Genomic DNA, 12,917 nt, shown 5'->3' with positions numbered 1-12,917 from the left:
AGGTGAGACCCCGGAGGCGCAGCCGAGGAGGCTCACCGCCAGCCCCGCGGAAAGCGAGCATCCTGGAGCGGAAATCAACTATTACTTTCTCCTCTTCAATAGCAACAAACTTTACGAAAAGAGCCTTTTATAAAAAACTCTTGTCTAGATGAAGGATTTCCCATAAAATTTAGTAAGAATATTCTTTATACTTTGATTAAATGGGGATGAAACATGCTTACTTCAAAACAGCTTCAAGACATTAAAAACCTGCAGATCGTCTGCGAAAAACACGAAGATATAAAAGTAAAACTGAACTGGGATATGCTTAAAAACCGTACAGACAGCCTGGATGATTTTCTTCTTTACAAAGAGGATCAACTGATTGGATTTTTAGGATTGTACGGCTTTGGTGAAACATATGAATTATGTGGGATGATTCACCCGGATTACCGTAAACAGCAACTATTTCAAGAACTATTCCAAGAAGCCGTCCAATCACTAAGGTCACGCTCTGTTCGAAAGCTCTTACTTAATTCTCCCGGCACTTCAGCTTCCGGAAAGGAATTTATTGAGAAAATAAATGCCTCTTATGATTTTACTGAATATGAAATGAAATGGAATAAAAAAAGCTTATCTGTAAACGCCGCTGATGTCCAATTAAGAACTGCTACTGAAAAGGATATTGAAACCATTATTGACCTTGATGAAAAATGCTTTCACGTTGTAAGGTCTGATGCCGAATCCTATACCAAGAGGTTGCTTGAAGAATCAGGGGAAGGCAACTTAATGATTGTATATAATGGAGCAACCGTAGGGAAGATTAGAATCCAACGAGTGGACAATCGAAGCTTTATTTATGGCTTTGCAATCCATCCCTCCCATCAGGGTAAAGGCATCGGTAGAAATGCCCTGTCTCAAGTCGTGATGAAGGAATCCGAGTGGACCAGCGATATTTACCTGGATGTAGCTGCTACGAACAGGAATGCACTTAAGCTCTATGAATCAAGTGGCTTTCAAACCTTCTATAGTCAGGATTACTATCAGTTTGCTTTATAGGACTCAATAAAGGAGTAAAGCACAGAGGCTCAGACCCCTGTGCTTTTTTAATGGTAAAATTTATGTTCTATTCTCCACGTGTCTTCAATGGTCAAAACACCATGAGAGAAGTAAGGGAGCTTACGTTTATCAGTGGGAGATCCGGGATTAAACAGGAGTCTCCCTTTCATATAGCGGGAATATGGGATATGTGAGTGACCAAAGACGATCAAGTCCACTTCATCAGATTCGAATGCTTCAAGAGCTCTTTTTTCCGTTGTTTTTCCCTTCCCGTCTCCGTGTACCACACCAATTTTCAGTCCTTTTTTCATGATGATTCTTTTTTGGGGAAGAACCTCCTGAAGATCTGGATCATCCACATTTCCGACAACGGCAATCAGTTCTCCATACCCCATAAACTCTTTATAAACATCAAGGGTTTGAAAGTCTCCGGCATGGATGATTAAATCACTTTTCCTGAGATCTTCCTTCAGAATTTCCGGAAGCCCTCTCCTTTTTTTAGGCATGTGGGTATCGGACACAACTATAATCTTCATCTCATACTCCTTTTGGTTTCACTGTGCTTTCTCTTTCAATTGTTTCCGTTCTATCTCAATTTGATCAATGTCAATTCGATTAAACAATGGTGATTTCGCTTCAATGCTGATCTCTAACGGCAAAGATACCGGTGCCCATCCGAACTGTCCGCTCATCCCCAGCTGATCAGTCAATTTTGAAGAAGTAAAGGGCAAAAACGGCTGTATGAGATTCCTCAAGTTACATATTACGTAAAGGAATTCCTCTAATACCTGTCTTCCTTCCTCCCTATCCTCTTTTATAACATTCCACGGTTTCATTTCATCAAAACGCTTATTCGACCATCGTATGAATTCGAATGCTTTTTCAATTCCCTGTCGAGTGTTCCCTTCTTCAATCGATTGACCGACAGAAAGAAACGTTTCACTTATTTTATTCTGAATATCATTTGGGACAACTGAAAGTGTAAGATCATAACCAAATTCTTTACCATGAAATTTTAACGTGCGTTGAACCAGATTACCGAGTGCTCCCAGCAGTTCACTGTTATGACTATAAATAAATTCTCTCCAGGAGAAATCTGCATCTCTCTTTTCCGGTGCATTTATGGTGAGAAAATACCGAATGGAATCTGGATGATAGTCGTTGAGAAGATCCTTCACCCAAACAGCCCAATTTCCGCTCGTTGAAATTTTCCTTTTCTCAAGCGTCAAGTATTCATTTGAAACTATATAGTCAGGAAGATTCTTTTCGCCGATTCCTATAAGTATGGCCGGCCAAATAATACTATGAAAAGGTATATTATCTTTTCCATGAACATAGTAGGAGGTGGTTGCCTCCTGCCAAAAGTCTTTCCAATCACGGTGATGCTCCCTCGCCCACTTTTTGGAAGCACTCAAATATCCGCTCACTGCTTCTATCCATACATAAATTTTCTTATCATGAAAACCTTGAATCGGAACCTTCACACCATTTTCTAAATCCCTTGTCACCGGCCGGTCATGCAAGCCCTCTTTTAAATAGCGACTTGTGAGCTGAAGAGCATTATCTCTCCACCTGGTGCCGTTATCCTTCAGTAATTGTTGAAGAGGCTCCTGCAATTTAGAAAGAGAGAAATATAAATGCTTTGTCGCTTTAAGAACCGGTTCATGGCCACAGAGCTTGCAGGATTTATCGATTAGATCTGTCGGATCCAACACTGAAGAGCATTGATCACACTGATCACCTCTTGCCCTCGAGCCACAAACGGGACAGGTTCCTTCTACAAACCGATCCGGCAGAAATTGATGATCATGCTCACAATACGTTTGCTCCACTTCTTTTTCATAAAGCCAGCCCCTCTGATAAAGGGTGGTAAAGATGTTTTGAACTTCTTTATGATGATGTGATTGGTCAGTTCTAGTGTACTCATCATAACTAAATCCTAAAGCATGGAAGCACCCGAGGAATTCGTTGTGATATCGATTCGCGACCTCTTCAATACTTGTTCCTTCCTGTCTGGCCCTAATACCAATCGGGGTTCCATTACAGTCACTCCCTGACACGTAGAGAACATCCTCCCCTTTTAAACGGTAATATCGTGAAATAATGTCCCCTGGCAATAGGCCTGCGATATGCCCTAAATGTAACGACCCATTCGCATATGGCCAGGCGCCACCTATAAATATGGTCATGCCTTTTCCTCCTCCTGAATAATATAAAAAACCCCTCGTCCTTAGATATCAATCGACATCTAAGGACGAGGGGTTGAACTCGTGGTACCACCTTAGTTTATAGCTTGCTTACACAAGACTATCTCAGCAAGTACGGAGCATAAAAAAAGCTCTTATACCGTGACATGGATAACGGATGCCCATTCCCGTTCTACCCTACACCAAAGCGGTTCGAATAGAATGCTCCGAGACCATTTTCCATAACGAGTTACCCTGCTTCTTTTCAGCTGCCGAAGCTCTCTGATAAGGGACCCATCTATGTACTTTTCTCATCAACGCAAAATAGATTTGTTTATATTATGCCACTTTTTCAAAAAATTGCAACATCGCTTTCAAGGTTTTGTTTGTGTGTATTAGTGGAAAGGTGAATAGACGATACTATTTCATAAAAACATATTATAACAAAAGAGGTGATGCCCTGTTGTTTTCATTACAAAAGCAATTCAAGCGTCCGAATGGATTACTTGGCTGGTTAGTCGGAAAAGTAATGGAATTTGATAATCGAAAAATTAACAATTGGTCCATTAAGCAATTATCCATTAAAGATGGCGATCATATTCTGGAAGTAGGCTATGGGCCCGGATATTGCATTCATCGAATTTCCAGTCGTTTTCCTAAATCGCTTGTAGATGGGGTTGATATCTCTGAGACCATGAAGAATGCTGCCCATAATAAGAATGAAAAAGCGATTGAGAACGGAAGAGTTCGCTTATTTGTTCATGATATCAGTCAATTTGAATTGAATAACGTCGAGTACGATCGAATCTTTTCCGTCAATAACTATCCCCTATGGAAGGACCAGGAAAAATCCCTTTCACACTTATATAATATGCTAAAAAAAGGCGGTATCCTTCTTATCACCGTCCAGCCACGGGGGGATGAAGAAAGGGATGGCCGGGCGAAACATTATGGCGAAAATATCTCTGAAGCTTTGCATGAAGCTGGCTTTAAAGATATCACTCTTTCTTATAAGAATGTTAAACCAGCTTTGACGGTATGTGTGAAGTGTGTGAAGTAGATTCACAAAATAGGAAACCTCCTGAAGAAATTATTTCTTCAGGAGGTTTTTTGCTTTATTATTTACATGTTATTAATCGACTTTATCCCGTACAAATCATTAATAAATTCCCGTTGACATCTCTAAAGTTAAAATATGAAAAGCCGGGAAACGTGATGATCCCGGATTCAATTGTGACTCCCTTTTCGTGAAAGTCTTCTCTTACTTTTTCAATTTGAGTGGTATGGAAATTACAGATTGGAACATTATAAGCTGGTGGAATGAATCCTTTTTCCTCTTCTAGAGTCAGTGATGTTTCCCCCATCTGAAAAGTATAAACGGGAAGCTCCTCAATCTCATTATACTGCACGGGATCGATTTCAAAACCTAGCACTTTTTCGTACCAATCCACAGATTCCTTTAGATTAACCACGGGAATAAACACTGTATTCAGTTTTCTTTGAATCATGTGAACTCCTCCTTATGTAGCCGGCTTTTCCACCAGGTGAAAATCAATTTGATTTCCGTGGACTTTAAGCTCGGCCCGGATTCCGTTTGGTAGGATAAACATAGGGTCAGTATGACCGAAATCCAGATCCGTCACGACTGGGATTTTATACCCCTCTGTGACACGGGATAAAATGCCGGCCAGTTGATTTTCTTTAAAGCTAACGTGATCATGAAAGCGTCCAACGACAAGACCATTAATCTTGGAATATACACCCATGTGTCCGAGTTGAGTTAAGTATCGATCAATTGACGAAGGGGTTTCATCTGGATCATCTTCAATACATAAGATGGCACCATCGAGATCTGGCAAGTATTCTGTACCTGCGAGAAGGAGCATGGTTCCCATATTGGCTGCAATGATTTTCCCTTCTGCTCTCCCTTCTTTGACTACAGAAGGTCCCTTATTTTCAACTTGTTCTCTTAATCGATTGTCTTCTTCGTCCCACCACAGATGTTCCATTACATAGGAAGGAGAGGCGGAGTAATCTACTCTTTCGCCTTTTACAAGTGATTGGAAGAAGTGTTCCTTTGTGTATGATTGCACTCCCCCATATTCTCCAAACTGAGGCAGAACGGCAGGTCCAAGATAGGTTGTGAGACCGGTCTTTTGATAAATCGCCATGTGGAGAGCCGTTATGTCACTGTAGCCGAGGAATATCTTTGGATTTTTTTGGATTAATGTGAAATCAAGATAATCCAGAAGTTGATGAGAACAGGTGCCTCCTATTGTGGTGATGATGGCTTTTACGTCCTTATCCCCGAAGAGACTATGCAGGTCTTCCACTCTTTCCTCGATGGTACCAGCCATATACTCTTCTATTTTCAATGTGTTGGGTGCTACTTTCACGTTAAAGCCTAACTTCTTAAGCTCTTCAATCCCCCTTTTCAATCGCTTAGGGCAATGAGCAGCGACTGGAGAAGATGGGGAACAAATCCCGATCGTATCTCCTATTTTTAATCGATTTGGAATCGTCATCCGTTTGACCTCTCTAACAATATGTCTTGTATTGTCAGATTAATAGAAAAAGTCGTTGAATACAACCTGAATCTTGTGTTTTCTTATTCAAATATAAAACAGTCAGCCCGTAAAGGACTGACTGTTACCATTTTACTCTTCTGTATTGCTCTCTTCAGTGTTGCTTTCTTCTTCCATGTTCTCTTCCGTTTCAGTGCCTGTGTCTTCCTCTTTGTCACTGCTGCATCCGGCTGCAAATGTTACTACTGTTAGAGCTGTCATTAACATGAATAACCACTTTTTCAACCTTTTCATTTTAATAGCCTCCTGTTATGATGCTTTGTTCAACTACATCTCTATCATACTGATTTCAGGAGGAAAAAGAAGGCTATTTACCTTTTTTTAACACACATTTAGAATCTGTTAATCTAGGTATTCATTTATTTACGAATAATTCAGTAATCTTTACAAATTTAATGCTTTAGCTTTTGAAGCACTGATTAATTCTTTTATATCATCAAACGCTTCATGCTGAATTAGATCGATCACTTTGCTTCCGACGACTACTCCATCACAGTACTTACTCATGGTACGCACATGTTCAGGAGTGGATATTCCAAACCCGGCAAGTACGGGGACCGGACTGTTTTCTTTCAATTTATTCAGGTGAGTTGAAATATTATTGCCAAATCCTTCTCTACTTCCAGTAATACCATTGATCGTAACGGCATAAAGGAACCCTTCAGTAACGGAAGCCAATTCCTGAATTCTTTCTAACGGACTCGTAAGCGTTGCTAATTGAATAATGGCGATTCCATTTTCTTCAGAAGGTACCCGGACCATGTCATGATGTTCTAGTGGCAGATCAGGAATGATTACACCGTCCACCCCTGAATTCTTACAATCCCCAAAGAAACGCTCTACTCCATATTTGTAAATGGGATTAATATACGTCATAAAGACTAACGGAATGCCAATTTCCTTTCTGCTTTCCTCTAACTCTTCAAACACCTTTTGCAGTGTCGTCCCATTCTCCAGTGCCCGTTTTCCTGCCTCTTGGATGGTCGGGCCGTCGGCAACGGGATCCGAGAACGGGATCCCGACTTCTATGGCCGTCGCCCCTCTTTCTTCGAGCATTTTCAAGGTTGGCACCAAGGTCTCTATCCCCCCATCCCCTGCCATCACGTAAGGAATGAATAGTTTGTTTCCTTTATCCAGTTCAGCTTTAAACGTATTTTCAAGAAATGATTTACCCATGCTGACTACCTCCCAGTAACTCTTTCACTTGTTCCACATCTTTATCCCCTCTGCCGGATAAACAAATCACTACTGACTCATCTTTCCTCATTTTTTCAGCTAATTTCACCGCATAGGCGACTGCATGCGAGCTTTCCAGTGCCGGGATGATTCCTTCTGTCTGGGACAAATGCTTAAATGCATCTAATGCTTCCACGTCTGAAATGGACGTATATTCCACTCTGTCAATGTCTTTCAAGTAACTATGCTCCGGCCCGACACCAGGATAATCAAGGCCTGCTGATACAGAGTGGGCTTCTTGAATCTGCCCTTCATCATTTTGTAGCAGGTACATCATGCTGCCATGAAGGATCCCGACGGACCCCTTTGTTAATGTGGCAGCATGTTTGTCGGTTTCTACCCCGCTTCCAGCCGCTTCCACACCGTATAAGTCAACTTCTCTATCATCAATGAACGGGTGAAACATTCCGATGGCATTGCTGCCGCCTCCAACACATGCGACGATGGCGTTCGGCAGGCATTTTTCCTTTTCGAAGAATTGTCGCTTTGTTTCTTTCCCGATCACACTTTGAAAATCCCGTACCATTTTAGGAAATGGATGTGGCCCTAACACGGAACCGATGATATAGTGTGTGTCCTCTACATTTGCGACCCAGTAGCGCAATGCTTCATTGACTGCATCTTTTAATGTGGCACTTCCCTGGGTGACACTCACCACTTTCGCTCCCAGTAACTCCATTCTGAATACGTTGAGCTTCTGTCTGCGAATATCTTCCTCTCCCATAAAAATGACGCAATCCAAGTTTAAAAGAGCACATACGGTTGCCGTTGCGACACCGTGCTGCCCTGCCCCTGTTTCCGCCACGATTTTTCTTTTCCCCATCCGTTCAGCAAGCAGGGCCTGACCGATTGTATTATTGATTTTGTGAGCACCCGTATGATTGAGATCTTCACGTTTCAAGTAGATTCTAGCTCCCCCTACCTGTTTGCTTAGATTTTCAGCAAAGTAGAGCGGGTTTTCTCTTCCCACATAATCCTTTAAGTAGCTTTGAAGTTTCCCTTGGAATTCTACATCCTGAGAGGCTTCATCATAAGCCTTTTCCAATTCTTGAACAGCCTTCATCAATGATTCCGGAACGAACCTTCCCCCGAATTGCCCGAATAACCCTTTTTGATCTGGTTGTGCGTAAATCATCTCAATTCCTCCATTCATTGTTTAAAAAATCGATATACCGACTTTGCCTCTCGGATAAATGATTCGATCTTTCTTCTATCCTTCTTCCCATCCGTCTCCACCCCACTTGAAACATCCACCATATAGGGACGGACCTTGGTGATCGCCTCCCGAACATTATCCAAATTCAATCCACCCGCAAGGATCAATTGTTGAGGGATGTTTAGTTCATCGACATAATCCCAATTAAACGTTGTCCCATTCCCTCCACGATGAGGCCCCTTTCCACTGTCCACCAAAATCATCTCTCCGCCAAAGTGTTCGATCCCATCTAAATCTTCTTTTTCTTTTATTGAAATCGCCTTGATACAAGGAAGATGGAGACCCTCACAAAATTGAACTGATTCATCTCCATGAAGCTGAACGTAATCGAGATTTACGGTTCTGAATATTTCTTCCATCTTCTCTTTAGCCTCATTTACGAACACACCAACCTTTAATACATGCGAAGGTAGTGAAGCACTTATAATTGCTGCTGATTCAACGTCAACTTTTCTTTTACTATCAGCGAACACGAATCCTATCGCATCCGCTCCTGCTTCAAGAGCCCACAGAGCCTCCTCTTGCCTTCTTATTCCACACACCTTTACTTTGGTCATTTCACCACTCCTTTTCTCACTTGTAAGGAGGCAAGCTTCGTTACAGGGTCATCACTTCTCATTAACGTCTCTCCGACAAGGACCCCATCCGCACCTGCGTTTACGACTCGGTGACAGTCTTCTTCATTTCTTATTCCACTTTCACTGATGAACAAGATATCTGTTCCATTTACCATGGAGCCGAGAGTTTCTGTGATCAGAAGATTTACTTCAAAGGTTTTCAGGTTTCGATTATTCACCCCAATTATGGTTGCCCCCAATTCCATTGCGACATTCATTTCTTCTTCATTATGAACTTCTACCAGAACTTCCAGGCCAAGCTTCGTTGCATAAGAATTTAATTCTTGTAGCCTGTTTACATCCAGGGCAGCCACGATAAGAAGGATGACATTTGCCCCGGCGTCTTTTGCACGATCTATCTGGATTTCATCGATAATAAAGTCTTTACACAGAATAGGGAGGGAGACTGCTTTTCGAACATTCGCTAGATCCTCCATACTTCCTTTAAAAAAAGGAGCATCGGTCAATACCGATATGGCACAGGCTCCCGCTTCTTCATACTTCTTTGCTTGAATCACAGGATTCACTTCTGTGCGGATATCTCCTTTTGATGGAGATGCCCGCTTAATTTCAGCAATCACCTGTAATCTGGATGCTGATTTTAATGCTTCATATAAGGAATTCCTGGGAGCCCCCTTATAATAATAGGATTCATACCCTGCACTCTTTAACTCTTTCACTTCCTCTTTCTTTTTTTCAAGAATGGTTTGTAGAATGGTAGACACTTAAATCACCTGCTTTCGACGTTGTTGACTATAACGAACCAAGGAGTGGAGCTTTTCTTTTGCACGACCGCTTTCTATACTTTCTCTTGCTAACATTACACCTTCTCTAAAGGTGGCCGCTTTGCCATGAGCGTACAGGCCGATTCCTGCATTGAATAAGACCGTATCAGTGTAAGCCCCTTCCTTCCCATTTAATACTTCTTCTAAAATAAGGGCATTGTCCCCCGCGTCCCCTCCACGTATCTCTTCCAGGGAATAATAAGGAAGGCCGACATCTTCTCCCGTTAAAGTGAGGGAAGTAATTTGCCCTTGATCCAGCAGAACGAGATGATTTTCCCCTGCTAATGAGGCTTCATCCATGTAATCAGCTCCATTAAGTACAATCGCCCGTTCTCGGCCCAATTTACGTAAAACATGGGCCATCGTTTCTAATTTATCTCTTCTATACACCCCAAGGAGTTGAGTTTCCAGACGAACTGGATTCGTTAATGGACCAATGAGATTAAAGATGGTAGGAATCTTTAATTCTTTCCGGACCTTCATTACCTTTTTTAAACCTGAGTGAATATGGGGTGCAAATAGAAAAGCAATATTGGTTTCATCCAGTAGACTTTCCACCTCATGAGATTGAAAATCGAGTGCTACCCCTAAATGTTCTAACACATCTGCACTACCGGTCTTACTGGAAATGCTTCTGTTCCCATGTTTCGCAACCTTCACCCCGGCCCCGGCAAGAACAAATGCACTCGTTGTACTAATATTAAAGCTTTGGGATCCGTCTCCACCTGTTCCGCAGTTATCCAATATTCCTGGTAATGTGCTTTTTATGGGCATCGCTTTCTCTCTTAAAACTTCAACAAGAGCTGTAATTTCCTCCACTGTTTCCCCTTTCGTTTTTAATAGGGTCAGGAAACAGGCGATTTGACTATCCGTTGTTTCTTCAATGAACAATAGTTCAACTGCCCTTTTCATCTCTTCTCTCTCTAATGAATGACCGTTAGATAGCTTCTGTAGATAAGGTTTCACGGTTATTCTCCTTTCTCATCTGAACTAAAAAGTTTTGAATGATTTTCTTTCCTGTTTTCGTACCGATGGATTCCGGATGAAATTGAACCCCGTACATTGGATATTTCATATGCTTTATCGCCATGATTTCTCTATCATCCATGGACAATGCGACTGTCTCTAATTGTGTCGGCAGTGTCCCATTCTTAATCACCAGGGAATGATATCTCATCACCTCTAAAGGTTGTGGAAGATATTCGAATACCCCGCAGCCGTTGTGTTTAATGAGGGATGTTTTTCCGTGCATGACTTTGTCAGCCACTTCGATGGTGGCCCCGAAAGCGGCCCCGATTGCCTGATGCCCTAAACAAACCCCGAAAATCGGCACACTAGCGTGAAGATTCTGTATAATCGAGATGCAAATGCCCGCATTTTCCGGTTTCCCTGGACCAGGTGATAGAATGATTCCTGCAGGGTTCAAATCCCTTATTTCTTCTAAAGAAATAGCATCATTCCGTTTCACGATTACTTCTTCACCGAGCTCTTCTATATATTGATACAGGTTATACGTAAAGGAATCATAGTTATCAATAAGAAGGATCATCCTGTCACCTCCAATAATGATTTAGCTTTATTCATGGTTTCTTCATATTCACCGGCTGGGTCTGAATCATAAACAATCCCTGCACCGGCTTGAACATATGCCGTTTGATCTTTAAGAACCATCGTCCGGATGGCAAGGGCAAAATCCAAATTCCCGTTCACCCCGATATACCCGACGGCACCTGAGTACACACCGCGCTTGGTGGTTTCAAGTTCATTGATGATTTGCATCGCCCTGATTTTCGGTGCTCCGCTGACGGTACCTGCCGGTAAGCAGCTTGTTAAAGCTTCCAGCGGTGTTACTTCTTCTTTTAATTCACCCTTTACCTCCGAAACGATGTGCATGACATATTTATATCTCTCGATCGTTAAATACTTTGAAAGGTAAATGGAACCGATCTCACAAACCCTTCCTAAATCATTTCTTCCTAAGTCAACCAGCATACGATGTTCAGCGATCTCTTTTTCATCTGTAAGTAATTCTTTCTCAAGCTCCCTGTCCACATCATGTGTATCCCCCCTTCTTCGCGTTCCTGCGATTGGATTCGTGGTGATTTCCCTCCCTTGTACTTTCAACAAGCTTTCTGGTGATGCCCCCAATACGACATAGTCCTCGAAATCAATGAAGAACATGTAAGGGGACGGGTTCGATTTCCTCAAGCTTCTATAGAATGAAAATGGATCACCTGAAAAGGACGCCTGAAGCCTTTGAGAGAGCACGACTTGAAATATCTCACCTTCCCCTATGGATTTCTTTGCCTTCTCCACCTTTTCCATGAATTCACCTTTTGTGGTTTGAGCATGGAAGGAAAGGCGATCTAGTTTCTTTTTATGGGTTTTCAAATACACATTGTTCAGCTCAGCCTCGACTTCCTTCACCTTTTTATTTAGATCTCCTGTTTGATCCTCTGTCCACTCATTCATGACGACAATAAATACTTTGTGCTCCAGATGATCAAACACAATGACTTTTTCATAAAACATGAGATGAATATCCGGCATCTCCAATTCATCTTGAGGAGTTACACCGATGTCTTCGTAGAGTCGAATAACGTCATATCCCAGATATCCTATCCCTCCACCTGTAAAAGGAAAAGGTGCATCCTTTAGTTTTTGGGAAGGAATAAGGTTTTGAATGATTTCAATGGGATTCCCCTCTATTTCATCCATTTCACTTGCATATGTTTTTATTAACTGAACAGTATTTCCGTATGCTTTACATTCTAAAAATGGATCACTCCCTACAAATGAATACCGACCGGATTGTTCATGCTTCAATGAGCTCTCCAATAAAAATTTCTTCTTCCCTTTTAATGATTGAAAAAGTGAGATGGGTGTAAATAAGTCTCCGTTTAATTCTTTCACCACATAATCCAATGCTTGCTGATTCATCATTTCATGCCTCCAATTCAATGTTCCACTTAAAATTCCATAAAAAAAGTCCTCTATGAACAAAAAAGATCTGTTCATAGAGGACGATGCTGACCGCGGTGCCACCTCTGATTGGAATACTTTGACGTATCCCCTCTTGATTCAAGTACAGGGAATGAATAACCCGATACTCTATCCTTTTAACGGTGGAATTCCGTACGACCCTACTTCCATTCAGATCATCTCTCATAAGTCCATTCCAGACAAGCTATCATGCTAAGGTCTCACCATCCTCAGCTCTCTGTCATGCATCACTTGAATGTACTCCTCTTACT

General features: G+C 41.8%; 14 protein-coding genes and 2 other annotated features (1 of these 16 cut by a window edge). Of the genes, 2 read left to right on the top strand and 12 right to left on the bottom strand.

Annotated features, from left to right (window positions below):
* Positions 1-213: 213 nt before the first annotated feature.
* Positions 214-1,038 (top strand): GNAT family N-acetyltransferase, encoded by an 825-nt coding sequence (locus DET59_RS20295; RefSeq protein WP_113971417.1) that lies wholly within the window; start codon positions 214-216, stop codon positions 1,036-1,038.
* 47 nt (positions 1,039-1,085) lie between these two features.
* Here the strand turns inward: DET59_RS20295 and DET59_RS20290 are convergent, their stop codons facing one another.
* A complete protein-coding gene (locus DET59_RS20290; RefSeq protein ID WP_113971416.1) occupies positions 1,086-1,574 on the bottom strand; it encodes a metallophosphoesterase family protein in 489 nt (162 codons plus the stop codon).
* Positions 1,575-1,592: 18 nt separating this feature from the next.
* A complete protein-coding gene (gene metG / locus DET59_RS20285; RefSeq protein WP_113971415.1) occupies positions 1,593-3,227 on the bottom strand; it encodes a methionine--tRNA ligase in 1,635 nt (544 codons plus the stop codon).
* A 58-nt stretch (positions 3,228-3,285) separates the two neighbouring features.
* Positions 3,286-3,551 (bottom strand) — a binding site (T-box leader).
* 136 nt (positions 3,552-3,687) lie between these two features.
* On the opposite strand from metG, the gene DET59_RS20280 reads away from it, so the two are divergent.
* Entirely contained in the window at positions 3,688-4,284 is a 597-nt protein-coding gene (locus DET59_RS20280) for a class I SAM-dependent methyltransferase (protein ID WP_258549755.1), read from the top strand.
* An 82-nt stretch (positions 4,285-4,366) separates the two neighbouring features.
* Here the strand turns inward: DET59_RS20280 and DET59_RS20275 are convergent, their stop codons facing one another.
* The 10 genes from DET59_RS20275 to trpE all read right to left on the bottom strand — a co-directional run bounded on the left by DET59_RS20275 (position 4,367) and on the right by trpE (position 12,606).
* The gene (locus DET59_RS20275) at positions 4,367-4,732 is read right to left on the bottom strand and encodes a VOC family protein (RefSeq protein ID WP_113971414.1); all 366 of its coding nucleotides are present in this window, start codon (positions 4,730-4,732) and stop codon (positions 4,367-4,369) included.
* A gap of 12 nt (positions 4,733-4,744) precedes the next feature.
* On the bottom strand, positions 4,745-5,749 hold the full coding sequence (locus DET59_RS20270; protein ID WP_113971413.1) for a S66 family peptidase: 1,005 nt from the start codon (positions 5,747-5,749) through the stop codon (positions 4,745-4,747).
* A gap of 132 nt (positions 5,750-5,881) precedes the next feature.
* The gene (locus tag DET59_RS21805; protein ID WP_181778259.1) at positions 5,882-6,043 is read right to left on the bottom strand and encodes a hypothetical protein; all 162 of its coding nucleotides are present in this window, start codon (positions 6,041-6,043) and stop codon (positions 5,882-5,884) included.
* A 150-nt stretch (positions 6,044-6,193) separates the two neighbouring features.
* A complete protein-coding gene (trpA, locus tag DET59_RS20265; RefSeq protein ID WP_113971412.1) occupies positions 6,194-6,985 on the bottom strand; it encodes a tryptophan synthase subunit alpha in 792 nt (263 codons plus the stop codon).
* Complete coding sequence (gene trpB / locus DET59_RS20260) at positions 6,978-8,180, bottom strand: tryptophan synthase subunit beta (RefSeq protein WP_113971411.1); 1,203 nt, start codon at positions 8,178-8,180, stop codon at positions 6,978-6,980. Before trpB ends, trpA begins: the two co-directional genes overlap by 8 nt.
* Positions 8,181-8,194: 14 nt before the next feature.
* Positions 8,195-8,818 carry a phosphoribosylanthranilate isomerase gene (locus DET59_RS20255; RefSeq protein WP_113971410.1) on the bottom strand — a complete coding sequence of 208 codons (624 nt, stop codon included), beginning with the start codon at positions 8,816-8,818 and terminating at the stop codon, positions 8,195-8,197.
* The gene (gene trpC / locus DET59_RS20250) at positions 8,815-9,603 is read right to left on the bottom strand and encodes an indole-3-glycerol phosphate synthase TrpC (protein WP_113971409.1); all 789 of its coding nucleotides are present in this window, start codon (positions 9,601-9,603) and stop codon (positions 8,815-8,817) included. Before trpC ends, DET59_RS20255 begins: the two co-directional genes overlap by 4 nt.
* Positions 9,604-10,629, bottom strand: a complete 1,026-nt coding sequence (gene trpD, locus DET59_RS20245; protein WP_113971408.1) for an anthranilate phosphoribosyltransferase — start codon at positions 10,627-10,629, stop codon at positions 9,604-9,606. It abuts the gene before it with no gap.
* A complete protein-coding gene (locus DET59_RS20240; protein ID WP_113971407.1) occupies positions 10,601-11,212 on the bottom strand; it encodes an anthranilate synthase component II in 612 nt (203 codons plus the stop codon). Before DET59_RS20240 ends, trpD begins: the two co-directional genes overlap by 29 nt.
* The gene (trpE, locus tag DET59_RS20235; RefSeq protein ID WP_113971406.1) at positions 11,209-12,606 is read right to left on the bottom strand and encodes an anthranilate synthase component I; all 1,398 of its coding nucleotides are present in this window, start codon (positions 12,604-12,606) and stop codon (positions 11,209-11,211) included. Before trpE ends, DET59_RS20240 begins: the two co-directional genes overlap by 4 nt.
* Before the next feature lie 73 nt (positions 12,607-12,679).
* Positions 12,680-12,917: a binding site (T-box leader), on the bottom strand; it runs 12 nt beyond the window's last position.

Origin of the sequence: Rossellomorea aquimaris, assembly GCF_003315075.1 — a bacterium.
GTDB lineage: Bacteria > Bacillota > Bacilli > Bacillales > Bacillaceae_B > Rossellomorea > Rossellomorea aquimaris_C.
The sequence above is the reverse complement of the archived record's forward strand: the minus strand, read 5'-3'. Positions and strand labels throughout refer to the sequence as shown.

Excerpts from the sequence above, each read along its gene's own strand:
- DET59_RS20295 (WP_113971417.1), top strand. The coding sequence starts at position 214 with ATGCTTACTTCAAAACAGCTTCAAGACATTAAAAACCTGCAGATCGTC.
- DET59_RS20290 (WP_113971416.1), bottom strand. The coding sequence starts at position 1,574 with ATGAAGATTATAGTTGTGTCCGATACCCACATGCCTAAAAAAAGGAGA.
- metG (WP_113971415.1), bottom strand. The coding sequence starts at position 3,227 with ATGACCATATTTATAGGTGGCGCCTGGCCATATGCGAATGGGTCGTTA.
- DET59_RS20275 (WP_113971414.1), bottom strand. The coding sequence starts at position 4,732 with ATGATTCAAAGAAAACTGAATACAGTGTTTATTCCCGTGGTTAATCTA.
- DET59_RS20270 (WP_113971413.1), bottom strand. The coding sequence starts at position 5,749 with ATGACGATTCCAAATCGATTAAAAATAGGAGATACGATCGGGATTTGT.
- DET59_RS21805 (WP_181778259.1), bottom strand. The coding sequence starts at position 6,043 with ATGAAAAGGTTGAAAAAGTGGTTATTCATGTTAATGACAGCTCTAACA.
- trpA (WP_113971412.1), bottom strand. The coding sequence starts at position 6,985 with ATGGGTAAATCATTTCTTGAAAATACGTTTAAAGCTGAACTGGATAAA.
- trpB (WP_113971411.1), bottom strand. The coding sequence starts at position 8,180 with ATGATTTACGCACAACCAGATCAAAAAGGGTTATTCGGGCAATTCGGG.
- DET59_RS20255 (WP_113971410.1), bottom strand. The coding sequence starts at position 8,818 with ATGACCAAAGTAAAGGTGTGTGGAATAAGAAGGCAAGAGGAGGCTCTG.
- DET59_RS20240 (WP_113971407.1), bottom strand. The coding sequence starts at position 11,212 with ATGATCCTTCTTATTGATAACTATGATTCCTTTACGTATAACCTGTAT.
- trpE (WP_113971406.1), bottom strand. The coding sequence starts at position 12,606 with ATGATGAATCAGCAAGCATTGGATTATGTGGTGAAAGAATTAAACGGA.